This window comes from Bacillus sp. es.034, from assembly GCF_002563655.1.
Classification (GTDB): Bacteria; Bacillota; Bacilli; order Bacillales; family Bacillaceae_B; genus Rossellomorea.
Genome location: NZ_PDIY01000001.1, coordinates 4,210,866 through 4,234,228, shown reverse-complemented (window position 1 = coordinate 4,234,228; position 23,363 = coordinate 4,210,866). Strand labels below are relative to the sequence as shown.

Sequence of the window (23,363 nt, the reverse complement as noted above, 5' to 3'; positions counted from 1 at the left end):
TAAAAATACACACTCATATTTTGACATGCAGGAGGAAACAACCGAATAAAATATACAGTTATGCCTAAAGTTGCTATCGTTTTCCCAGTCTGGAAGATTCAAAGAATGCTTCCACCAATGTGAGAATTCAGAATGTTAAAAATACGATAAGAGGTTGATGAAAGTTGGCAATGAATACGACTGAAATAGCTGTAAAGGAACAAACGATTTTCCACCACACGGGGAATAAGATCAAGACGGAAGACCGGGATATCCAGATCATCGTGAAAATGGAGGAGCCTCTGATCGTCGTGCTTGGCAATGTGCTGAGTCATGAAGAATGTGATGAACTCATCCAATTGTCAAAAGACCGGGTCGAGCGCTCAAAAATCGGAAATACCCGGACAGTCGATGGACTGAGAACGAGCAGTTCTGTTTTTTTAGAAGAAAGTCATGACGTCGTGACAAGAGTTGAAAAGCGAGTCTCTCAAATTATGAATATACCTGTCGAACACGGGGAGGGTCTTCAAATCCTGAACTACAAACCGGGACAGGAATACAAGGCTCATTTCGATTTCTTCTCGGCATCGTCAAGGCCGGTGAAGAATCCAAGGATCAGTACCCTCGTCATGTATTTGAACGACGTAGAGGAAGGCGGGGAAACCTACTTCCCGAAGCTGAATCTCTCTGTTTCTCCTCAAAAGGGAATGGCGGTTTACTTCGAATATTTTTATGATAATCAAGAGTTGAACGACCTGACGCTCCATGGTGGGGCACCGGTTGTCATCGGGGATAAATGGGCTGCGACCCAGTGGATGAGAAGGCAAGTATTTAAGTAATGGAAAGGAGGAGTATCCCAAGAGTGGGGTGCTCCTCCTTTTTAGCTTGCGGATTTCACCGTTTTCACCAATCGGGCATTCATTTTTTTTACGTTCACGGTGTGAATGATCATACCGGCGATGATCAGGAAGATGCCGATCAGGGCGAAACCTGACGGAAGGGGAACGGAAAGGATGGCCGCTTCTCCCATGATGACGAACAGGATCTGTGTCGACTGGGTCGCTTCCACTGCCGCAAGCTTACCTGGGTGATGCCTTGCCATGTTCGTTGCAAGGAAAAAGAGGGAAGTCGCAATCACACCTGAGCAAACGGCTACGATAAAGGATTGTGTCACTTGACCCGTGGAGGGGACGCCCGCTTTGAAAAACGCAAAGCTTCCGAGAATCAGCCAGAAGGGAGTAGTTGCGATCGTCATTCCGAGTACCCGTTGGAACGTATCCAGCTTTCCCCCGCATACCTCCATCATTTTACGGTTCCCAAGGGGGTAAGCGAACGCTGCGATGATCACCGGTAAGACCCCTGTGATCACTTGTGAAAGAGGCAGCCCACTGGCATTTTCCTGTTGGATGAACAGCACCCCGATTAAAATGATCGAGGAAATGGCGAGAGCCCTTTTTTGAATGGTGTGCCTCCGTCTTACAGGTCCTGAAGTGAAAAAAAAGGGAGCGAGCAGGATCCCTGCCACAATCGTGAATTGCCACGTGCCCGCAACAAGCCAGCCAGGTCCATATGCTGCTGCATACGTCAAAGGACCATAAAAGAGGACAAACCCGACAAAGCTCCATGTCAGCCACTCGTATGGCTTCTTTCTCATTTCGATCCACACTTGATTTATATTCTTCCGTAAACCTACAATAAGGAATAGGAAAGGAAGCATGAACAAAAACCGCAGGGATGAACTCCACATCCAGCTTCCACCGGCCAGTTCCATGGACCGGTTCAGGATGAAGGTGACGGCAAAGAACATGGATGAAATGATACCAAGAGTCAGTTCTTTGATGGGAAACACTCCTTCCTGATACATATACTATAGTTTATTTTATATATATTATAATATACTTCAAAACGTTGCATATAGAAAGAGGTAGAAAGATGAAAAATGACGGTTTGACATGGCAGGACCCGGAAAAGCTCGCCCGGCACGTCGGAAATACATTGAGAAACATACGAAATGAGCGGGGACTCAACCTCCAGGAACTCGCGGATAAGACCAGTGTCAGTTCATTGACCTTAGGAAAGATCGAGAGAGGGGAGGCAAATCCATCTTTGACCATCATCTGGAAAATCGCGAATGGGCTTTCGATTCCAATATCAGCCCTCCTCGTAGAAAAGCAGGAAGTCCAGATTTCCAGGAAAAATGAAGGCAGCAAAGTGATCAGTGCCAATGAGTCCCTGACCCTTGAACCGATGTTCATTTCTTCAGGATACGGATCACTGGAAACCCATCGTGCCTTCCTGAAACCAAACAGCGAATACTGTGCCGATGCCCATCAGCCCGGCGTGACTGAATTTGTGACGGTCATGGAAGGAAAGGTACAGGTGAAAGTGGAAGGTGAGGTATTTGAGCTCTCTCAGTATGATTCGATCAAGTTCCATGCGGACAAAGAACACAGTTATATAAATATGGAATCAACCGAGGCGGTCCTCCATTTTGTGATGATCTATACTGGACGGGCAGATTGAATGATTCTGTGTATGGTATTGTAAAATAAAACTGAATTAAGAAAACCCCCGGAATTTAATCAACTCTGGGGATCTTTTAATGATAGGTGTCAAAGTTAAATACGGGGCTTTGTAGGGTCGCAGTCCGGGCCTTGCTGGCTGGTTGCTTCTGCGAGTTTCGTTAAGTAATAGCATTCTTCCCTCAGCATATGATCGGCCATTAAAGCGGCGAAGGTTCCGAGTGCTGTCTTGCTTAATTCCATTTCCTCAATCTCATCTAAAAAGCCCATAAACAGTTTCATCTCAAGTTTGACATCATCATTGAATCGTTCGAGTGCAGGGAAGTGGTTCACTTCTGTCCGCAGGAACCCTGCCATTTCAACGGCCTTTAAGTAAAAGGCTTCAAAATCCGTTGTGAATTCATCACTTTGCTTCTTGATTTGTTTTTCTATCCGGTCCATATTGTCGGAGATGGCTCCGGCATGTCCCGCCGCATCTAACAGCCACAAGAGATGATGGTGGAGTTCGTGGAAGATGGGAGGCTTTTCGCCTTTGGTCAAGTATTTTAAAACGCGGAGGTATTCTTCTAGCTCATTCACCATATGATTTAGAAATGTGGGTCCAAGACCTATGCTGATATCCCCTATTAAATGACGTTTAATCAGTTCAAGTTTGAATTTCCTAAAACGGAGGCTGACCTTTTCTGCCTGTCTGCTTAATGCAATATCAGGATTCTGTTTCGAGCGTTCCAACAGTTGATCCCACTCATTTTTAAATGTATTGGCAGAATTGATAAGATCTTTTTCTTTTGGAGCAAGAGAGTCATGGATAAACCGTGCATGATCTCCAAGTACCTGCAACCAAAAACCATGTTCAAATCGGGCTGTTTCTTGATAACTTGCCATTTAGTATCCCCCTAGAGTAGTTTCCTTGTATATGTATTAAAGAAATCACGAAAAAATGTCCGACTGCTCGTCCTTACAAGGGAACAAAAAGCATTGACAACCTTTTCAAGAGAATGATATAGTTATGCCAATAAAATAATCAGTCACTCTCTGATAATAGAGGCGCGAGAATGATGAGTACCTTCTTTGAGAATAATGGATTCCGGGATAAGTTGGGAAAGGCAGATCGCCGAAGCAGAAAATAGCCAATTCTATTTTTTGTTGGGCCAGCATTGAAGAAATGCTGGACTGTCACAATGCAAAAGTTGTGGAGCACTATTGAAGAGATGTTAATACATAGTCTTCATCTTGTTTCCGTAAACTTTGATGAAAAACCGTATGAGCATCTGCTTCATACGTTTTTTTTGTGTTTTTTTAGAGAGTCTAAAGGAGTTTAGGATATGAGTACAGTAGATGTGAATGTTCAAGGAGATTTAACGATCGGTGGGATGGGTACAGGTGAGCTGGTGGAAAGATACGGCACACCGATGATGGTTTATGATGAAGGGATGATCCGCGGGAACGCCAGATTGTTCCGGGATGCATTCCATGAAAGTGGTCTCAAGTATCAGGTGGCGTATGCGAGTAAGGCATTTCTTTGTAAAGAAATGGTGCGCCTGGCGGAACAGGAAAACCTCTCCCTGGATGTCGTCTCTGGCGGGGAATTATATACGGCACTTGAAGCTGGTTTCCCGGCTGCTCGGATACATTTTCACGGCAATAATAAATCCGAAGAGGAGCTTCTAATGGCGCTTGAAGCTGAAATCGGCTGCTTTGTCGTCGACAGTTTCCTTGAACTTGAACTGCTGCATGACCTGGCAAAAGAGCGGGAGCAGGAGGTGCAGATCCTCATCAGGGTCACACCAGGCGTAGAAGCCCATACCCATGAATACATCACGACGGGCCAGGAGGATTCGAAATTCGGATTCAGCATTTCGAACGGTCAGGCGGCAACGGCGATCGGGCTTGCGATCAGAAAGCCATACTTCTCATTGCTCGGCCTTCACTCCCATATCGGATCCCAGATCTTTGAACAGGAAGGCTTTGATCAGGCGATCCGGGTTCTGTCTGATTTCTTGCAGCAGATCCGGATGGACTTGGACGTCACAATGCCGGTGCTGAATATCGGTGGCGGATTTGGTGTCCGGTACACGGAAGAAGACCAGCCTCTGCCGATTCCGACCTATGTCAAAGGGATAACGGATAGTGTAAAAACCTATTTTGCTAAAAATGAATACCCACTCCCGGAAGTTTGGGTGGAGCCGGGTCGAAGCATGGTGGCGGAAGCGGGCACAACGTTATACAAAGTGGGCTCGAAGAAGATCATCCCGGATGTGCGCACGTATGTGGCGATCGACGGCGGGATGACGGATAATATCCGTCCGGCTCTGTATCAGGCAAAATATGATGCGGTACTGGCCAACCGTCCTAACGAGGAATGCACGGAGCTTGTGAGCATTGCAGGGAAATGCTGCGAGTCAGGTGACATGCTCATCTGGGACCTGATGCTGCCGCCGACGAATTACGGTGACATCCTGGCAGTGTTCAGTACGGGGGCATACGGGTATTCCATGGCGAGTAACTATAACCGGATACCGAGACCGGCTGTTGTGTTTGTGAATAACGGGGAATCCCGTGTTGTGATCGAGCGGGAGACGTATGCGGATCTTGTAAGGAAAGATCGATAGGGAAAAAGAAAGGTGGAATCCAGAAGGGTTTCACCTTTTTCTATGGGATTTTTTGACTTATTATGGTAATCTGAAGGTAACTTTATCCAATAAATTCGGAGGATCAATCTATGAATCTTAAATCGATCGGTTCCATGGTGTTGAAATTTGTCTTCGTTCTCTTCGGGATCGTCCTTCTGACAGGCCTCATCGGCTTGTTCAATGAAGGCGTAGATCTCAGCCTGAAACAATATATGCTCAACATAGTGGAGATTTCAACATCCCTCGTCCATTCTGGGTCGATGACCATCACGAATGAATCGAACAACTCGTATCCGATGTTCCCGGCATTCTGGGAGCCGTATTTCTATTCTGTTTCAATCTTTTTATCTGCCTTTCTTTTATCCGTCCTCCTGGGCATCTTCCTTGCGTACCTCACACATTTACTGCCCTCCCGCTGGTCAAAGTTCATCCTTAGGGCGACCAATCTTCTCGAGTCCACACCCGATATCTTCATCTTGATTGTCATTCAATACAGCGTCATCCTCATTTTGAAAGAGACAGGGGTGCTGCTCTTTCCTATCGTCGGCTCCCAGGAAAAGGTGTACTTCGTTCCAATTGTGACTCTGTCCATTTTGCCGACGATCATGTTGTTCAGGATCATTTTTTTACTGGTGAGCGATGAATACGGGAAGACGTATGTCGATCTGATCAAGAGCAGGGGGATGTCCAAACACTCGATTTTCTTCATCCATGTGCTGCGGAATATCGCCTTCAGCTTATTGAATCATTCCAAATCCATCATTCTGTTTTTACTATCTTCCTTAATCGTGTTTGAAAGATTATTTAATATTTATGGCATCACACATTTCATCCTGTCATTCTCTCAAATGGATGTGATCTGTTTCAGTTTGATCATGTTTTATCTGCCTGTTTTTGTCCTGCTTATCCTCATCAGAACCATCGTTGATTGGAAAACCGGGCAGAAGGTGGCGATATGATGTTGAAAAAACTGATGAAGAATCCGTCATTTTTAGTGGGGTTCATATTTCTTTTCGGTATGTTTGCCGTAAGTCTTGTTTATTATGTCGGCTGGGGGGATGAGGTGCCGAAGCTGGACATTTTGAAAAATGAAGAAGGGGAACTTCTCAGTCCTCCCTATTCACCGGTAGAGTATCCACCCCTTGGCACGGACAATTTTAACCGGAATATCTTCCTTCTTATCATCGTTGGGGCGAAATATACCATAGGGGCAGCGCTGGCGATCACGTTATGCAGGGTAGTGCCTTCGGTGTTCATGGGGTTGGTGCTTCATTTTTATTTAAAACCGTTCAGGAAAATCATCGATCACATAGTGGATGCCGCAAACTATTTTCCGCCGACCTTATTATCCTTTTTATTATTGAATTGGATGATGCTTGAGGGTCCGTTGCATCATCCTGAGGGTTTCCCGTATGACTTTACGGATAAAACGATTTTTTACCTGATTATCCTTATCGTTATTTCCCTTCCGAGTCTGACCCTGCTATTTACGAATGAATATGACCGGATCATGAGTCACGAGTTTATTGATAGTGCGAAAGTGCTGGGTGCCACGAAGCGTCATTACATCAGGAATCATATTCGTCCCTTTATTCTTCCACAGATTCTTCTCGTGTCGATCAGGGAATTTATGATCATCATGCTGTTGATTGCGCATCTTGGGGTTTTGAACATTTATATAGGGGGATCATCATTTGAGGTCGACCTTTTTGATAATCCGTTCCTGGTTTCCCTTTCTCATGAATGGTCGGGTCTCCTCGGGGGCTGGTGGCAATTCCTGTGGACGACCTACCCGTGGATTTCTTTCATCCCTGTTGTTTTCTTTACCTTGACGATCCTGTCGGCAAAGCTGATGCTGATCGGGGCGACACAGGTGGTGGAAACCCTGGTGGAATCGTCAACAGATGAGGGATTGGCTGGAGAATCTGACACCACATGCCTAAAAGAAAAAGAAATGTTCCAACTTGTGAAAGAGGCGAAGTGAGAGGCTGTGTCTAATGGCCCGTGTTGATAGTTCGGAAAATGGAATAAGGAAGAAGGCAGCGTCTCTCAGGATGCGGCCTTCTTCCTTTTGTGTTTCAACCAAAAATCCGGGTTCAAGCGGAGAGCGGTTGATTGGAAGGTAGATACCCTGAAGTTTTTGACGATTATTTAAGAGGACTTAAGTCTTCTGAGAATGGTATAAATATGATGTTTATTCGTTACTCCCCACTTTTCATCCCGCATCCACCATAAGTTGCTGTACCCAATTTCATAGATTTATTTCCTGGTCTCAATGAAGCGGGGACTCTCTAGTACTCTCGTCCCGAAAAATAACCCCAATTGAGAAATCAATGTGCACACCCTTACAATTTAAGTAACGACATGAGGTTCAATCGACTTCCAGGACATACCTTTCAAATCCAATCAAGGAGGCGGTGGCTTACTATTTTTCCCGTAGTCTATCAAACATGCAACAGACGTTGTGACTACATACTTTATTCCTTTTTCCTCACCCGAGATTCTACCCTATGACCGAATTAAGACCTTAATAGAATAGGAGAATGATAATGAAAAAGCTGAACGTGAAACCCCTTCTCGTTGGATCGATCGCAGCCTCGATGATTGCAGGTTCGATGTTCCAAGTGAATGCCCAAGGTGTACCTTCAAAAGACGTAAACCCCGAACAGTCAACCGTTGATGTTAAAGCCAGCATAAAAGGGGAGCACACCATCACCCTCATAACCGGGGACGTGGTGAAAGTCTCTACTTTAAACAATGGAAAACAAATCATCAATGTGGAGCCGGCAGAGAGAAACGGTGAGGGAGTCAGGGTCATGACGATCAAAGATGAAACCTTCGTCTTTCCGAACTCTGCGATGCCATATATGTCAGCTGGAAAGCTGGATGAAGATTTGTTTAACATCACAAAATTGATCGAGTATGGTTATGATGACAAAAATACGGATTCTGTACCGGTCATTGTCGAATACAAAGAAACGAAAGCCAAATCGGTCAACTCGGCACCAAAGGGAACCAAGAAAGTACGGGAATTGGAAAGTATCCAGGGAGCCGCGCTTTCAGCAGAGAAAAAGCAGGCTGAAGTTTTCTGGAATGACGTGACGGTTCAACATGCTGAAAAGCAAGCGACGTCGGAATTCGAGAAGGGTGTAGATAAAATTTGGCTGGACGGTCGTGTTGAGGCAGCCCTTGATCAGAGTGTCCCGCAAATAGGTGCGGATCAGGCTTGGGAGCAGGGATATACGGGTGAAGGTGTCAAGGTGGCGGTATTGGATACCGGGATTGACTCGGAACATCCGGATATTACAGGTCAAATCGATGAGGCAGTGAGTTTCGTTCCCGGTGAAGAAGTGAAGGATGTCAATGGTCATGGAACCCATGTGGCCTCTACAGTGCTCGGGACAGGAGCCGGTGACGGGAAACATAAAGGGGTGGCCCCTGATGCCCGTTTACTGGTAGGGAAAGTATTGAGTGATCAAGGATTTGGACAGGATTCCTGGATCATCGATGGAATGGAATGGGCTTCTGAGCATGCCAAAATCGTCAATATGAGTCTCAGCAGTGACATGCCGAGTGACGGGACGGATCCGATGGCGGAAGCCGTCAATCAATTAACGGAGGAAAATGGGACTTTATTCGTTATCGCTGCAGGAAATAGAGGCGGTGAAGGGACGATTGGGTCTCCTGGAGCGGCAGATTCAGCTTTAACGGTTGGAGCTGTGGATAAATCGGATGAATTGGCATATTTCTCTTCCAAGGGACCAAGATATGGAGATATGGGGCTGAAGCCGGATCTGTCAGCACCTGGTGTCGGGATTGTGGCTGCGCGTTCCCAATACTCTAGCGGAACGGGACTATATAAAAGCCTAAATGGTACCTCAATGGCCACACCTCATGTAGTTGGTGCTGCAGCGATTTTAGCAGAGAAGCATCCTGAATGGGATGGAGAAACATTGAAACAGGCGCTTATGAATACGACCAAGAAGCTTAATGGGTATCAGCCTTATCACGTTGGGACAGGTCGGGTGGACATTCCGGCAGCACTTGGTGCGGATGTTAGGGCGACTGAATCCGTATCATTCGGCTTCTTCAAATGGCCACATGATCAGGCTGCACCTGTTGAGAAAGTGGTCACCTATTTCAATGATGGAGATCAGGATGTAACGTTGGAATTAGATTCTACTTTTACGAATGCAGATGGGAAAGAAGCTCCAGAAGGGATGCTTGCCATGTCTCAAGAAACAGTGACGATACCAGCAGGTGGAAAAGCGGATGTCACAGTGACCCTCGATTCCACCCTGGGTGAAACCGGATCCCGCTACCAGGGCTTCCTGACAGCGAAAGCAAACGGAACAGAGCTCGTCCGGACGACGATGGCCATGGTCAAGGAGGAAGAGCGTTACCCGATGACCCTGAACGCAACCGATCGTGATGGGGCGGATGGACTTGCATATGTCGTACTATTCAGTGAGAAAATGGAGCCAGAAGTCGTGGCTGTGAATGGAACACTCGAGCTTCGATTGCCGCCTGGCACGTATTCGGCCATGTCACTTATGGATGTGGATACTGAGACAGATGATATGGGGGTAGCGCTTGTAGGGGATCCTGAAGTGAAACTTGATGGGCCGAAAACAGTGGAACTTGATGCACGGAAAGCGAAGGAAATCAAAGCGGTCGTTCCAAAGAAAGCGGAAGCGAATTATAAGCGTCTGGAGTACCACCAAACCATAGGTCAAATGCCGATGACAAGTCTATACCTGACGCCAGTGTGGATTGATAAGCTGTATGCTGTTCCGACTAAAGAGGTGAAGAGTGGGTATTTTGAGCAGCTGACCCGCTGGCGTTTGACGAAACCTACGTTGACCATTGATTTTAAAGGAAAAGAATTGGATGATATTCCATTTGCGGGTAGTACGTTGTTGGATGGAAAGTACAATCTGTCCACAGTCTATGCAGGGTCAGGGAGCTCAGCGGACTTTGACCGCCTGAAGGCAAAAGGAAAAGCGGTCGTAGTCGATCGAAATGCAGAAGTGAGTGTGTCAGAGCAAGCCAAGAATGCTGCTGAAGCAGGGGCAAAGCTTGTGATCATTGTGAATAATGAAGACAAAGAGTTCAGTGTATATGCGGGAACTCCTGAATATACCGATAATCCCGTTGCCGTTGCAGGTATCAGTAAAAGCGAAGGGGACAAGCTCGTCAAAGCGGTCCGTTCAGGAAACGTAAAGTTAAAGGTGGAAGGAACGATCGATTCTCCTTACCTTTATGATTTAATGGATGTGCATGAAGGCTCAATCCCGAAAGAGTTGACTTATGCACCAAAAGGGAAGCAATTAGCGAAAATCGAAACAAATTACACTTCACCTGTTGAAACGGATGGCGGGGAGTTCCGATATGATCTGCGCCCTCACACTATGAGAGCAATTGGATTCCTGCAAAAAGTATCATTGCCAAGCGTCCGTACCGAATATGTATCGGCGACAGAAGATACAAGGTGGTATCATCAGGCAAACGTACTTGATGAGACCTGGCAGGTGAGACAACCGCTGATGACATATGATGGTGGGGAGAAAATCTCTGAGAACTGGTTCTCGCCAGTCGTTCGTCCGAGTCTGGGAGAAGGTTACTGGCCTCCAAGAAGACAGGGTAACTCGCTTCAGATCAATGTTCCTGCATGGGCTGACGGCGGGAAAGGGAACACCGGTGGGACGGATTGGGATGTCTCAAACCAAAACCAGACCACCCAGTTATACAAAGGAGACACGTTACTGAAAGAAGGAAAAGGGCAGGCCTTGAACGTTTGGGACATTTTACCTCAAGAACGTACCCAATACCGCTTCGTCACAGACGCCAAACGGGACGAAAACCGCTGGAACACCTCTACCAGGACCCATACAGAATGGACCTTCTGGACAGAAGCGACTGAGAATTGGATGGAAGACCTTCCATTCCTGATCCTTGACTATAAGGTGGATACAGATGTGAACGGTGATGCATTGGCGAACCGTCCAACAAATCTGGAAATCTCAGTCGGTAAGGTGGAAGATGCGATTGGTTATGGAAATGTAGAAGGGGCAGCCTTGGAAGTGTCCTTCAATGAAGGGAAGTCGTGGAAGAAAGTGAAGTTTGATCGTGATGGTGATACATTCAAAGCGGTCATCAACAATCCTAAAAATGCAAAGAATGTATCATTGAAAGCCAGTGCCTGGGATGATGAAGGGAACAAAATCAGCCAGGAAATTATTAAGGCTTATGGATTGAGATAAGAGAGGGACGGACCTCTAAATTCAAGGCAAAACCCAATAGGGACGGACCTTCATTTGCAAAAATGAAGGTCCGTCCCTTTATAGTTGGTTCAGTTTCTTTCCAATATGATTGAAGTAGTTGATCATGAAGGGATGGAATTCTTTGGCGGTCCGGGTGAAGTGCCTTCGTTTGGACCAGCCGAGTCCGATGGTGCGCACGCAGGTTGGGCTTTTGATCCGGATTTTGTGGGGGAAGGGTGTCCGGCGGTTCATCCATGAGATGGCGGGGATGAATGCGATGCCGAGACCTTGCCTGACGAGATCCCCAATGACGCCCGGTTCATCTCCTTCGAAGGAAATCACGGGTGAGAACCCCGCCTGTAAACAAATCTCATCTGTCAGGTTCCTGAGCCCGTAGCCTGTGTTCATGCTGATGAATGGTTCATCCTTCACCTCGATCAAATCGATTTCATCCCTGTCTTCCAACCAGTGGCCAGGAGGGACGATGAGGAAGATTTCCTCTGTCATCAACGGCTCCCATACGATATCTTCATCTATATCAAGGGGAATGGAGGAGATGCAGTAATCGACTTCACCATTCTTTAGCTGCTCCTTCATTTTAGACATCGAGTGGACGAATTGCTGAAATCGGACGTGGGGATTTTCTTTCAAAAACGACCCGACCAGATCCGGAAGCACCCTCGGGATCGTGACGGCCATACGGATGGTATGTTCCTCGAGATTCATCGCCTCCCGGATCTCTCTTTTTCCTTCATGGATTTCCATGAATATCCGCTCTACCCGGTTAAGAAACAGTTCTCCAAACCGGTTCAGTTTTATCTGTCGGTGCTGTCGTTCGAATAAGGGGACGCCGAGATCCTCCTCCAATCGGGCGATCGTCTTGCTGAGTGAGGGCTGGGCGATCCTCAGTTCCTCTGCGGCCTTGGTCATATGTTCCAGACGGGCAACGGTCTGAAAGTAGTGGAGCTGTTGTAGTTCCATAAGAACACATCCTTTCATAGACTGAAAGCTATATATGTATAACTAATTATGTATTATACATTATCATTTTATCCACGTATGATAAATGGATGTAAATGAGTATAAGAAGGAGTTTATTTATGAAAGGATTCACATTATTATTACAAGATTTAAAAGCCATGGTCAGCCATAAGCATAGAAGGATCGCCCTCGGCTTTCTTCTTTTAGTTCCATTAATCTATTCGGGGTTATTCCTGTCAGGCTACTGGAATCCATATGGAAAGCTTGAGCAATTACCCGTTGCCATCGTCAATGAAGACGAGGGAGGCGTAATGGAGGATGAACCGATAGAGGCGGGGAAGGATTTTGTGAAGGAACTGAAAAAGTCAGAAGATCTGAATTTCAAGTTCGTTTCCTCTACTGAAGCCAAAGAAGGTCTTAAAGAAGGAACGTACTACATGGTCGTGACCATCCCTAAAGACTTCTCGGAAAAGGTAAGCACCTTGATGGATGAACATCCCGAGCCTGCCGAACTTCTGTATAAGGACAACCCTGGTAAAAACTTCGTCGCCTCTCAAATCAGTTCGAGTGCTACGGAAAAAATGAAGAGCAAGCTGTCTGATACCATTTCCAAATCCTATGCAGACGGAGTGTTTTCCAAGTTTGAGGAACTAGGGAAAGGATTAACAAAAGCGAGTGATGGAGCGAACAAACTGCATGAAGGAATTTTAGATGAGAAGGCGGGAATGAACAAGGTTGCAGGCGGAATCGACTCACTGGGTGAAGGTTCACTCAATCTTCAAGCTGGTAGTAAAAAATTATCGGCCGGCGCAGGTTCCTTTGAAAGTGGCCTTCATCATCTCGATTCAAGTTCAGCACAGCTTGCCGGCGGGATGAAAAGCCTGTCACAAGCAGGAGAGAAAATGAATAATGGCACCGAACAGCTTGCGAGTCACACGAAGCAGCTTGCAGGGGCAGAGAATAGGCTTACACAACAGCAAACGGAAGCGAGAAAAGAGGCAGAAGAGCTGAAAAATGAGCTTCAAGCCTATCAGGAATCACATCCCGAGGTGAAAAATGATCCGGAATTCGCAACGATTCAATCACAGGCGGAAAAAGTGTCAGCATCCACCTCGGAGCTTGAAAATGAACAAGTGAAAATTCATCAACAATCAGAGCAGCTTGCCGGTGGACAAAGTAATCTGCATGCAGGGTTTTCCCAATTGGCAGACAAACTGAATCATGCATCCAACGGAGCTTCTGAATTAGCGTCCGGTACATCCACGCTTTCTTCCGGATTTGCCGATTGGAACAAGGGCTTCACCAACCTGACTGCAGGAATCGACCGTTTAACCAATGGAACTGACAAGCTTTCTTCAGGAGTCGGTGCTTTGAATGAAGGATTGACAAACCTGGAAGCGGGATCAGGAGAGTTATCAACGAAACTCACCGATGCTGCAAAAAAAACGTCAGCCGTTCATTCGACGGATGAGTTATCGTCCATGTTCTCGGATCCTGTCCATCTTGTGAAATCCAATGTGTCAAAGGTTCCGAACTACGGAACAGGGATTGCTCCCTATTTCTTGTCGTTGGCGTTATACGTCGGAGGAATCATGGCAGCAAATATCCTGCCACTTGCTAGACGCAATGATCTTCGGGTAAATGGAACGACCCATTTCATCAATAAGTTGGGATTGGTGTTTTTCATCGGGGCCATTCAGGCACTGATTGTCGACGGGGTCCTTTTGTTTGGATTCCATTTAGAGGTCGTGAATATATCACTGTTTATCCTATCTAGTGTCATCGTTTCCTTTACGTTCATGACGTTTATCTTCATGCTGATCACCGTGTTCGGTTTCGTCGGGAAGTTTCTTGCCGTCACCTTCCTTGTCCTGCAGCTGGCGACTTGCGGAGGGACATTCCCAAGAGACTTGAATACACCGATTTTGCGCATCATTGGGGAGAACTTACCGATGGCGCATTCATTAAGCAGCTTCCAGGAAGTCATCACCCTAGGGGACTTCACTCAGCTGACACACCAGCTTTGGATCCTGTTTGCCTATTTGGCCGTGGCCGGGGGAATCGCCTGGTTCACTACCCATGTGCAGCACTTGAAAGCCACTGAAGCAGCGGAATGATCATGAAAATGCCTGCCCCCGGTCGAAAGGGTCAGGCATTTTTTGTTAAGATAAGGCATCCATGACATATCTCTTCGTTACATCCTGATAAAATCCGGCCTGGACCGTCAATACGGATACAATCATGACGTTAAGGACTTTGGTGAGGTTTTCCTCCGCAATCCCTTCAAACGTTGCCAGCATTGCGCGGCACTCATCCTTGATGAATCCATCAATATGCTCGTTCACTGAACCATCCGCCGTTTTGATGGAAGGGAGGGATTGGTGGTGGATCTGATCGAAAATGGATGAGTAGGCAAGATAAAGATCCGTGGGATTAATGATGTCATCGGTTCGGTCCTCAATATTATTGAAAACAAGAGTCAGGATCTTACGAATCGATTCGAAATCAAGTGTCGCTTTCAGGTCTTCGACGATGAATAACATGGCAGCCTGTTCGGTGGTGTATTTTTTACCGAGTTGTGGGGAACCGATCAGCCCTCTTACATCCCGTTTCACCCAGTTCTGGACGGTGCTTTGGGGGAAATTGGTGAATTCGATCAGGTTTCCCAGGGAGACGATCTCTTTGAGGGAAAAGCCGATGTCGCCTTTGGCTGGTTTAAGGATTTTTTGGATGATGGGTGGACGCTCGCTTTCTTGAATGGGGTCCGACCAAATTTCCCCAATGACCCTATGTGGAATCCTGCTGGCAGTGCCGTTCAGAGAGAGCAGCAGGTCGGCCATATTCTTGCGTGTCAGTTTAAACGTTTCCATCGTGATTACCCCGTCTCTTTAGCAGATATCTTCTTCTATACTACTGGTTAGGTGAAGTCTCGTCAATTTCACCTTTTGCTTGTATTTTACACATAAAGGATTTATAATGGAATCAGACACAGGTTCATTTGAACTTGAAATAGGAGTGAGATAAAAGATGGGGAAACGAATATTTTATTTCCTGTTAACGAACGTTTTAGTACTACTGACGATTAGTATCATTTTTTCCGTCACAGGAGCGGGGAATTACATCACAGCTTCAGGCGGATTAGATTTAGGGGCACTGCTCGTATTCAGTGCAATCATCGGTTTTTCCGGTTCATTCATTTCTTTAGCGATGTCACGCTGGATGGCAAAGAGGATGATGGGGGTCCAGGTATTGAATCCGGATGGCGCTTTATCATCTGAGGAACGTGCAGTGGTCGAGAAAGTCCACCGTTTATCAAGAGCGGCAGGGCTCACACACATGCCGGAAGTGGGAATCTATCACTCTCCCGAAGTGAATGCATTTGCAACAGGTCCTTCGAAGAAACGCTCACTGGTTGCCGTTTCGACTGGACTCCTTCGTGAAATGGATGATGATGCGGTTGAAGGTGTCATTGCCCATGAAGTGGCCCACGTAGCGAACGGGGATATGGTGACAATGACCCTGCTTCAAGGTGTGGTCAATACATTCGTTGTCTTCCTGGCACGGATCGCCGCATGGATTGCGTCCCGATTTGCAAGGGAAGAAATGGCACCGATCGTGCATTTCATTGCCGTGATCGTATTCCAGATCGTCTTCTCGATCTTGGGAAGTCTCGTTGTCTTCGCTTATTCACGCCATCGTGAGTATCATGCTGACAGAGGTGGGGCGGATCTTGCCGGTAAAGATAAGATGGTTCATGCCCTTCAAATGCTGAAAGTTTACTCAAGCCGCATGAAGGGGGAAGACGACACTGCGATTTCTACGTTGAAAATCAATGGACGACGTAAATCGGCGATGTTCTCGACTCACCCGGATTTGGATGAGCGGATCAGCCGTTTGCAGGCGAAATAATAGATATTAAGGTGCCTGTCTCCGTTAGTGGGGGCAGGCACCTTTCTTATGTTTTTTTAGGGGCCTCTATGAAATGATTCTATCCTTTTCCCTCGCCGTGACCATTTGTCCAAGCTATGAATATTTTACTAGTAAAGGAGGATGCAAAATATGGTGAAATCTAGTGATTATTTAATAGCATTGGATGATGGTCATGGTCTTGGGACAGCTGGTAAACGGACGCCTTATATTCCGTCTATCGGAAGGAAGATCCGGGAAAACGAGTTCAATGAGAAAATGACCTTGTTTTTAAAATTAGAATTGGAGAGATGCGGATTCCGGACGCTGTTAACAGCTCCGACGGATGCAGATACTCCGCTTCAGGCGAGAACCGATGCCGCGAATTCCATGGGGGCAGATGCACTGGTTTCCAACCACTACAATGCCTTCGATGGGAAGTTTGATGGCCAGGGGAAGGATGCAGAAGGGCATTCGCTTCATGTATATTATAATGATGCAAAGGATAGAAGACTTGCTGAAAATATCGCGAAGTACTTGAAACAGGGGACGAAGCAGGTGTACCGGGGTATCATTGAGCAGAATCTTCATATGACGAGGGAGTTCGATGGTCCGGCAGTACTTGTCGAGAATGGGTTCATGGATAATGAGAGGGAAGCGCTGCTCATGATCAATGAGGATTTTCAGCGTGAAACGGCAAGGGAGCAGGCACTGGGAGTGTGTGATTTCTTCGGGGTGTCTTATGTGGCTGCAGGTAACGGTAGGAACGTCGGATCACCTCCTGTTTCCGGTGGGACAAGCAGCGGAAAAGTTGTCGGCAAACGCGTTGAGAGTATTTATAAAGGAGCAGAAGGTCTTGACTTCTACAGCCGGCCGACCTTCGATGATACCTACCGTGCAGGAATATTGAAGTACGGGTATGGGTTTCCGACGATCGTCCGTAAGCTGAAGGTGGAAGGTGTGGATATGTATGAAGTCATGAACTCCAGGGGCTATGTGTTTTATGTGACCGCATCACCGAAATATGTGAAGGTGGAAGGAAGCGGTCAGCAGGGGGGACAAGCCTCACCGCCGCCTGCAACAGGAGGGCCGATTGCCATTGGGGAAATTACCATCATAGGAGTCGCCAATGCGGCCATCATACAAGATCGTCCGGATCGCTTGACTTCAAAAGATCTGGGTACCATCAGAAAAGGACGTACCCTTCCCGTCACGGGATCCCTCATAGGGAAAAACAGCAGTTCAGGCTATTGGGAAGTCGTCTACAATGGAAGAAGAGCTTATGTCACAGGAGAATTTGGACGTTACAAAGCCTATTAGTCTGTTCCTATCAAGAGGAGCCTTGCATTTAAGGCTCCTTCTTTGTGTTGTTTGCACCCTATATCCCTGTTGCATTCCGCCTCCATTTTTAATAAAGTATAGAGTTAGAGAGCAATTTGAAGGAGGACGTAAAAATTGTCGAATATCAAACCAGAAACAATGGTTGCCACTATAGAAGAATTAGATCAAAAAGGGTCGGGACAGGCTGTGATCTGGCGTGAGAATGAGCTTGGGAATCCGAAGAAGCTGCGACTCACAATCCCTCAGACCCTGATCGGGGAAAAGGTGAAGGTGACGGTCGATCAGCCGGACCGCAGGAGACGTAAGGCAATGGCTGATGAAATCCTGGAGGCGAACCCGGAACGCATCGAACCACCTTGTCCACATTTTGATCGCTGCGGCGGTTGTGTGTGGCAGCATTGGGACTATGAGGGCCAGCTGAAGCACAAGACCGATCACGTGAAAGAAGCTCTGAATGGGCAGGGGTTTGATCCCGGACTTGTCCGTGACACGATGGGAATGGACAACCCTTGGCGTTATCGCAATAAGATGGAGCTTACCTTCTCACCGGAGGGAGCACTTGGTTTACATGAGCAGGGGAATTTCCGAAAGATCATTTCACTTGAAACCTGCCTGATTGCAAGTGAAGAAATGGTGGAAGCGACCATGGAAGTCGCTGATTGGGTGAAGGATCACGGCTTGGAAGGGTATGATAAGGATAAGCATGAAGGGCTATTACGTCATTTAATGGTCCGCCAATCGTTTGCGACAGGTGAATTGATGCTTGCCTTGTTTGCAACCGAGGCACCTGAAGCACATTCAGAAGCCGTTGCCGATTTAAAGAAACGTGTCGGTGAGAAATTCCCTCACGTAAAGAGCTTATTGTGGCTAGAAAACACGGCATGGGCAGACCGTACCCAGGCAGAGGAGATCCACCTGCTCTCGGGTCGTGATTTCATCTATGACGAAATGGACGGCTACCGTTTCCGCCTCTGGTTCGATACGTTCTTCCAGACGAATCCGACACAGGCCCAGAAGCTTGTGGACCTGGCGGTAGAGATGAGTCAGCCGAAGAAAACGGAGAAGATGATCGATCTTTTCTGTGGAGTAGGGACATTCTCTCTTCCATTTGCAAGCAAAGTAGGGGAGCTTGCCGGGATTGAAATCGTGGAAAGCTCCATTGAATCGGCGAAACGGAATGCAGATGATAACGGGATCTCGAACACTACCTTCCTTGCAAAAGATGCACGGAAAGGAATCGACCAGATGCTCGAAACGTTCGGTCATCCGCAGCTGTTGATGCTTGATCCGCCGCGTTCCGGTGCCGGCGGGAAAGTGATGAGAAGGATCGGTCGCGCGAAACCGGAGCGCATTGTGTACGTTTCATGCAATCCGGATACGTTCGCAACGGATATTAAGGAACTTGAGCCATTCGGCTACACCCTTGATGCCGTTCAACCTGTCGACCTGTTCCCTCATACGGTGCATGTGGAATGTGTCGCGACACTGACATTGAATTCATAATAAGAATCAAGCCGATACCTTCGGAGAAATCCCTGACGCCAAACTCAGCGTCAGGGATTTTTTAATGCCAAGAGGGACGGACCTCCCATTGAAGCTTCAACCAAGAATTCCAGTCAGTATAGAGGTCCGTCCCTCATTCCTCACTTTAGTGACCTGGATTTGTTCGGGATGTTGGTGAGGTTCCATTTGGCACCGTCCCCTTTTGGGTCTGTGATACTGACGATTGGGGCGACTTTGATCATCCCGGATAGCGTGTTGCCATTATACTCGAAATCGAGGTAGCCGATGTTCCGGGCGATGTCCTCTCCCCAATAGCCGTAGATTTCCTGAATCTTGGATTTTTGGATGGCGGGGTTAAAGAGGACTTCCAGCTTGTAGCGGGATTCCGGATTGACCCGGTCCACTTTGATTTGGAAGTTCCCTTTATCGTCCACTACCCCGGTGCTTTCCGTGACATATTCATCCGTTTCTTCCCCCTGCCAGTTGATGACCCTGGCGTAGGATTCCATTTCACCATAATCTTTGAGGCCGGCAAATATGATGCTGTCCTCTGGAAGGTTGGATTTGCCTTCAACGATTAGTTCTTTCCCTTGAAGGGAGACGGTGCCGCTCATTTCAATCCTCACCCCGGACGGCGCTTTTGGTTTTGGAGAAAGTTCCGTTGCCATTTCAACCCTGCATCCGGTCAGTACGATGAGAATGGCAAAAAGGATCAATAGTAGTTGATTTCTCAATGGAACTCCTCCCTAGAGCGGTTTGTAAACGTGAATGGGTCATCAAACATGGATGAAGGCGGCGTCTGTTTGGAATGGGGCTTCGCTTCTCCGACAGGGTGGTTATCTTCAAGGAGAACCTCTTTTAAGAATCTGGTCACTTCATTGATGCAAAAGATGGCTGTCGCAAAAAATACTAGTGGTGTCAGCACCAGCCACGTATGAAGAAACACCATTTGAATATTGATGCTCATCGTCGCTGCCCATTCATTTGTATAAGAGAAGTATTCAGGTATGTGCTCCATGATCCCGAACTCTGCTATTTTCAACCCTCCCAAACAGATATGCAGAACCCCAAGTTGAATGAGAAGGTATAAGGTTTGTGATATTTGCTCTGAAAACATGACAAGGGCATGACGACTGAATTGTGGACGCAGATGCCGTTTGATTATATAGTATTTCGATGCCCCGATTTGTCTCGATACACTAACGAAATCATTCTTTAAATACTCCTTCATTTCTTCCCCAATATACAAGCCGAGAGAAGGGATCACGATGATGGCGATTACGAAAACTTCAATGACCAGAAACCGGAACGAAAACATTGCCTCCGCTTCAAAGGCAAGCTGCAGGGGAGTGAGAAGAACGAAAGCAATGATCGCAAGGGGGATGAAGTTGAATGTATCACCTATTCCCTTAATCATCTGCCTGGCCCAATTAGGGAGAAAAGCATACACCATCCCAAACGCAAACCCACCGGCCATGCGGAGGAGTGCGATGATCATAGCTGACAGCAAGGTATACTTCGCACCGGACAATAGTAAATAGAATAAATTCCTTCCGAGTTTGTCACTTCCCAGCGGCTTCATTTCCTCCATCGTATAAGGGGGATCCGCGATGATCTTCCCTGCCTCATCCTTTAAATAAGGGGGTCCCGGTTCCAGTAGCTCCGGATAGACGGATGGCACGATGAAACTTGCTGAGATCAGAATCAAAAGAAAGCCTAAAGGCAGCCAGAATCGTGGTGATTTAAACACTCTCATGAACTGACCTCCTCTCCCGCTAACCATTTCTTTAGAAAAACGGCACCCAAAGTAAAAATAAGAAAAAACGGTATGTAAATCATCAGCATCCCGACGAAAAACGCACTTGGCGTATTCCTTGAAACATCGAGAAGTACATTCATAAATCCGTTGATATTAAAAAGGATTTCGATGATCAACAGATTGGAAAGCATTAAAAGAAAAATCGGTTTAATATGAAAATAAAAGTGAAGCCACACATTTCGAAATAAATGAACCCATACCGTATAGGCTTTTGAGAACCCCTTAGAATATGAGTACTCTACGTAAGGCTTTCCTTCTTCTTCACGAAGCTGAAATAAGAAATGCTTTGTTAAAAACGAAATCGGCATGATGGCAAGACAAATAATCGGAAGCAGATAAATCTTTTCATCGCCTAAGGTATATATGTCAAAAAGCAAAATATCCGTTTTCTTGAAAAACCAGACGATAAACAGCTGGATGATCACGATGATCATGACGTCCGGTAGGGAGTCCAGTGAGTCGAGTAAACGGAAGCAGATACGATACACCTTCTTTGGCAGAAACATAAACAAGTAGCTCACAAGGGAAGATGTGATGGCGGCCAGAAAGAATGCCATAATTAAAAGGGAGAATGAATAACCGAACAATTGAAAAAATAGCGGATAAAGCGGATAGCTTTTATAATCCATCGGTTCCCCGACTTTGAACATGAGAGAAGTTGGATGAAGCATTTCACGTCCGATCTCCTGAAGGGTTTGAAGATACTTCCCAAGCATGATGACTAATTCAGTATCGTATGCAAGCAAGGAACCTGCACCGCTGAAAAGGAATAGACCGATGCATGTAAGCAAGAACTGAAAGGGTAGACCGACGACATGGAATCTTTTCAGTAGAAACGCCCCCCATTATCTTTTAGGCCAATTATAACGTTTTATTACAATAATTTCAAAATAATTTAAATTTTTACAATTTTATTAATCCGACGGGTGTTATCCGCTTGTATAGTAATCACATCTGATGAAAAACCTATGGATATACATAGACAGGAGGGGATGGTTGAATGAAAGACGAGCATTTATTGACCCAGACGGTAGCCCACCACCAACAGAAGAAGCAGGAGAAAAGGGAAGGGACCAAACTTAGCTGGTGGCAGTTGTCCCTGATAGGGATCGGATCCGTCATCGGGGCAGGGTTCTTTCTGGGGACAGGTTTATCCATCAAGACGGCCGGCCCGTCCATTCTTATCGACTATATTATCGCAGGAGTGACGGCTTATTTCGTATTTAGTGCCCTGGCGGAAATGATCACGAATGATCCTCAAAAGGGGACGTTCAGGATTTATGCGAAGAAGGCATTCGGACATTCATTCGGGTTTGTCTCAGGGTGGATGTACTGGCTATCGGGTATCTTGATTATGTCCAGTGAAATTGTGGCGTTATCGACGTTCACCCAGTTTTGGTTTCCCCACGTCCCATTATGGATTTTCTCCATTCTATATGCGGTCCTGGGTTTTGGCATCAATCTACTGGGTGCAAGTAATTTCGGGAAGATCGAATCGGTATTTGCCGTGATCAAATTGTCGACCTTGCTTATATTCATCATTTTCGGTGCCTTGCTTTTTTTTCATATCATTACGCCATCCGAGCTTCAATCTGCTAAAAATGCCGGCATTTCCCCTTTTATGCCAATGGGTATCAAGGGGACATGGGCGGCTTTGATCTTCGTCTTTTTTTCATTTGGGGGCATTGCTGTTCTCGGTATCGCCTCGAATGAACTGCGTGACAAGAAAGATGTCCCGAAAGCGGGGAAGGGCACGCTATTTTCCCTGGTGACGGTGTATGTCCTTTCCTTGTTCTTTGTCATGAGCATGGTGTCCTGGACCAAGATCAATGAGTCAGAAAGCCCGTTTGTAACGGCGCTCTCGGCGTATCACATCCCGTTCCTGGATTCAATTTTCAATATCATCATCATCAGTGCGGCCTTTTCGACGATGGTCGGGGCCTTATTCTCCATTACGAATGTGATGATATCCCTGGCTGTCGATGGAGATGCGCCGAAAGGATTCGCTGAAAAAAATAATCGGGGTGTGGCAGTGAAATCCTTGATGATCACAGCGGTCGGGCTAGGTATATCGATTCTATTTTCCTTTCTTCTCCCCAATGAAGTGTATGAATACATCACCACTGCAGCCGGAGTCATGTTGATCCTGAACTGGGGAATCATCCTGGTATCCCATATTAAGCTCCATCCTTCCTATGATGCAGGGAATGGAAAGTTTAAGATGGTTGGATATCCCTTTACCTCTTACCTCGGGATCGCTTTGATCCTACTGGCAATCTCAGGTGCCATGGTCCACGCGAATCAACAGATTGGGTTATTCATCTCGTTGGGATTGATCCTTGTGATTTACCTTTCGTATTGGGGTGTTTTCCGCAGAGGCCATAAAGGACATTAGGGAGAAAGAAAGGTATAATGA

Annotated in this window: 18 protein-coding genes and 1 riboswitch; of the genes, 11 read left to right on the top strand and 7 right to left on the bottom strand. The window is 46.6% G+C overall.

The window, feature by feature from the left end:
* Positions 1-170: 170 nt before the first annotated feature.
* Entirely contained in the window at positions 171-818 is a 648-nt protein-coding gene (locus ATG71_RS21555; RefSeq protein WP_098441940.1) for a 2OG-Fe(II) oxygenase, read from the top strand.
* Between the two features lie 41 nt (positions 819-859).
* Here the strand turns inward: ATG71_RS21555 and ATG71_RS21550 are convergent, their stop codons facing one another.
* On the bottom strand, positions 860-1,819 hold the full coding sequence (locus tag ATG71_RS21550; RefSeq protein WP_098441939.1) for a DMT family transporter: 960 nt from the start codon (positions 1,817-1,819) through the stop codon (positions 860-862).
* 92 nt (positions 1,820-1,911) lie between these two features.
* Here ATG71_RS21550 and ATG71_RS21545 point away from each other — a divergent pair, with 92 nt between their 5' ends.
* The gene (locus ATG71_RS21545) at positions 1,912-2,502 is read left to right on the top strand and encodes a helix-turn-helix domain-containing protein (protein ID WP_098441417.1); all 591 of its coding nucleotides are present in this window, start codon (positions 1,912-1,914) and stop codon (positions 2,500-2,502) included.
* Between the two features lie 95 nt (positions 2,503-2,597).
* Here ATG71_RS21545 and ATG71_RS21540 read toward each other — a convergent pair whose 3' ends face one another.
* Positions 2,598-3,386 (bottom strand): DUF2935 domain-containing protein, encoded by a 789-nt coding sequence (locus tag ATG71_RS21540; protein ID WP_098441416.1) that lies wholly within the window; start codon positions 3,384-3,386, stop codon positions 2,598-2,600.
* A 149-nt stretch (positions 3,387-3,535) separates the two neighbouring features.
* Positions 3,536-3,712, top strand: a riboswitch (Lysine riboswitch).
* Between the two features lie 114 nt (positions 3,713-3,826).
* Between ATG71_RS21540 and lysA the strand changes: the two genes are divergently transcribed.
* The 4 genes from lysA to ATG71_RS21520 all read left to right on the top strand — a co-directional run bounded on the left by lysA (position 3,827) and on the right by ATG71_RS21520 (position 11,397).
* On the top strand, positions 3,827-5,113 hold the full coding sequence (lysA, locus tag ATG71_RS21535; RefSeq protein ID WP_098441415.1) for a diaminopimelate decarboxylase: 1,287 nt from the start codon (positions 3,827-3,829) through the stop codon (positions 5,111-5,113).
* 110 nt (positions 5,114-5,223) lie between these two features.
* Positions 5,224-6,093 (top strand): ABC transporter permease subunit, encoded by an 870-nt coding sequence (locus ATG71_RS21530; protein ID WP_286163093.1) that lies wholly within the window; start codon positions 5,224-5,226, stop codon positions 6,091-6,093.
* A complete protein-coding gene (locus ATG71_RS21525) occupies positions 6,090-7,118 on the top strand; it encodes an ABC transporter permease subunit (protein WP_098441414.1) in 1,029 nt (342 codons plus the stop codon). The genes ATG71_RS21530 and ATG71_RS21525 overlap by 4 nt, the downstream gene beginning before the upstream one ends.
* A 565-nt stretch (positions 7,119-7,683) precedes the next feature.
* Positions 7,684-11,397 carry a S8 family peptidase gene (locus ATG71_RS21520; RefSeq protein WP_098441413.1) on the top strand — a complete coding sequence of 1,238 codons (3,714 nt, stop codon included), beginning with the start codon at positions 7,684-7,686 and terminating at the stop codon, positions 11,395-11,397.
* A gap of 78 nt (positions 11,398-11,475) precedes the next feature.
* Here ATG71_RS21520 and ATG71_RS21515 read toward each other — a convergent pair whose 3' ends face one another.
* Positions 11,476-12,378, bottom strand: a complete 903-nt coding sequence (locus tag ATG71_RS21515) for a LysR family transcriptional regulator (RefSeq protein WP_098441412.1) — start codon at positions 12,376-12,378, stop codon at positions 11,476-11,478.
* A gap of 119 nt (positions 12,379-12,497) precedes the next feature.
* On the opposite strand from ATG71_RS21515, the gene ATG71_RS21510 reads away from it, so the two are divergent.
* Positions 12,498-14,495, top strand: coding sequence for a YhgE/Pip domain-containing protein (locus tag ATG71_RS21510; protein ID WP_098441411.1), 1,998 nt, complete (start codon positions 12,498-12,500; stop codon positions 14,493-14,495).
* A gap of 45 nt (positions 14,496-14,540) precedes the next feature.
* Here the strand turns inward: ATG71_RS21510 and ATG71_RS21505 are convergent, their stop codons facing one another.
* Positions 14,541-15,248 (bottom strand): DUF1836 domain-containing protein, encoded by a 708-nt coding sequence (locus tag ATG71_RS21505; RefSeq protein WP_098441410.1) that lies wholly within the window; start codon positions 15,246-15,248, stop codon positions 14,541-14,543.
* 157 nt (positions 15,249-15,405) lie between these two features.
* Between ATG71_RS21505 and htpX the strand changes: the two genes are divergently transcribed.
* From htpX to rlmD, 3 genes are all read left to right on the top strand, one after another.
* Positions 15,406-16,287 carry a protease HtpX gene (gene htpX, locus ATG71_RS21500; RefSeq protein ID WP_098441409.1) on the top strand — a complete coding sequence of 294 codons (882 nt, stop codon included), beginning with the start codon at positions 15,406-15,408 and terminating at the stop codon, positions 16,285-16,287.
* A gap of 150 nt (positions 16,288-16,437) precedes the next feature.
* Positions 16,438-17,604, top strand: a complete 1,167-nt coding sequence (locus tag ATG71_RS21495) for an N-acetylmuramoyl-L-alanine amidase family protein (protein ID WP_179886601.1) — start codon at positions 16,438-16,440, stop codon at positions 17,602-17,604.
* A 159-nt stretch (positions 17,605-17,763) separates the two neighbouring features.
* Positions 17,764-19,128 carry a 23S rRNA (uracil(1939)-C(5))-methyltransferase RlmD gene (gene rlmD, locus ATG71_RS21490; RefSeq protein ID WP_483295349.1) on the top strand — a complete coding sequence of 455 codons (1,365 nt, stop codon included), beginning with the start codon at positions 17,764-17,766 and terminating at the stop codon, positions 19,126-19,128.
* 140 nt (positions 19,129-19,268) lie between these two features.
* Here the strand turns inward: rlmD and ATG71_RS21485 are convergent, their stop codons facing one another.
* Genes ATG71_RS21485 through ATG71_RS21475 form a run of 3 tightly spaced genes read right to left on the bottom strand, consistent with a single transcriptional unit; the run spans position 19,269 to position 21,693 of the window.
* Complete coding sequence (locus ATG71_RS21485) at positions 19,269-19,862, bottom strand: hypothetical protein (RefSeq protein WP_098441406.1); 594 nt, start codon at positions 19,860-19,862, stop codon at positions 19,269-19,271.
* The gene (locus tag ATG71_RS21480) at positions 19,859-20,884 is read right to left on the bottom strand and encodes a hypothetical protein (RefSeq protein WP_098441405.1); all 1,026 of its coding nucleotides are present in this window, start codon (positions 20,882-20,884) and stop codon (positions 19,859-19,861) included. The genes ATG71_RS21485 and ATG71_RS21480 overlap by 4 nt, the downstream gene beginning before the upstream one ends.
* A complete protein-coding gene (locus ATG71_RS21475) occupies positions 20,881-21,693 on the bottom strand; it encodes an ABC transporter permease subunit (RefSeq protein WP_098441404.1) in 813 nt (270 codons plus the stop codon). The genes ATG71_RS21480 and ATG71_RS21475 overlap by 4 nt, the downstream gene beginning before the upstream one ends.
* Positions 21,694-21,947: 254 nt before the next feature.
* Here ATG71_RS21475 and ATG71_RS21470 point away from each other — a divergent pair, with 254 nt between their 5' ends.
* Positions 21,948-23,342 carry an amino acid permease gene (locus tag ATG71_RS21470; RefSeq protein WP_098441403.1) on the top strand — a complete coding sequence of 465 codons (1,395 nt, stop codon included), beginning with the start codon at positions 21,948-21,950 and terminating at the stop codon, positions 23,340-23,342.
* Positions 23,343-23,363 lie beyond the last annotated feature (21 nt).

Bases quoted from the DNA above. Each gene is read 5' to 3' on its own strand.
- lysA (WP_098441415.1), top strand. From the start codon at position 3,827: ATGAGTACAGTAGATGTGAATGTTCAAGGAGATTTAACGATCGGTGGG.
- ATG71_RS21505 (WP_098441410.1), bottom strand. From the start codon at position 15,248: ATGGAAACGTTTAAACTGACACGCAAGAATATGGCCGACCTGCTGCTC.
- ATG71_RS21515 (WP_098441412.1), bottom strand. From the start codon at position 12,378: ATGGAACTACAACAGCTCCACTACTTTCAGACCGTTGCCCGTCTGGAA.
- ATG71_RS21555 (WP_098441940.1), top strand. From the start codon at position 171: ATGAATACGACTGAAATAGCTGTAAAGGAACAAACGATTTTCCACCAC.
- ATG71_RS21510 (WP_098441411.1), top strand. From the start codon at position 12,498: ATGAAAGGATTCACATTATTATTACAAGATTTAAAAGCCATGGTCAGC.
- ATG71_RS21495 (WP_179886601.1), top strand. From the start codon at position 16,438: ATGGTGAAATCTAGTGATTATTTAATAGCATTGGATGATGGTCATGGT.
- ATG71_RS21520 (WP_098441413.1), top strand. From the start codon at position 7,684: ATGAAAAAGCTGAACGTGAAACCCCTTCTCGTTGGATCGATCGCAGCC.
- ATG71_RS21470 (WP_098441403.1), top strand. From the start codon at position 21,948: ATGAAAGACGAGCATTTATTGACCCAGACGGTAGCCCACCACCAACAG.
- rlmD (WP_483295349.1), top strand. From the start codon at position 17,764: ATGGTTGCCACTATAGAAGAATTAGATCAAAAAGGGTCGGGACAGGCT.
- ATG71_RS21545 (WP_098441417.1), top strand. From the start codon at position 1,912: ATGAAAAATGACGGTTTGACATGGCAGGACCCGGAAAAGCTCGCCCGG.
- ATG71_RS21480 (WP_098441405.1), bottom strand. From the start codon at position 20,884: ATGAGAGTGTTTAAATCACCACGATTCTGGCTGCCTTTAGGCTTTCTT.
- htpX (WP_098441409.1), top strand. From the start codon at position 15,406: ATGGGGAAACGAATATTTTATTTCCTGTTAACGAACGTTTTAGTACTA.
- ATG71_RS21530 (WP_286163093.1), top strand. From the start codon at position 5,224: ATGAATCTTAAATCGATCGGTTCCATGGTGTTGAAATTTGTCTTCGTT.
- ATG71_RS21540 (WP_098441416.1), bottom strand. From the start codon at position 3,386: ATGGCAAGTTATCAAGAAACAGCCCGATTTGAACATGGTTTTTGGTTG.
- ATG71_RS21525 (WP_098441414.1), top strand. From the start codon at position 6,090: ATGATGTTGAAAAAACTGATGAAGAATCCGTCATTTTTAGTGGGGTTC.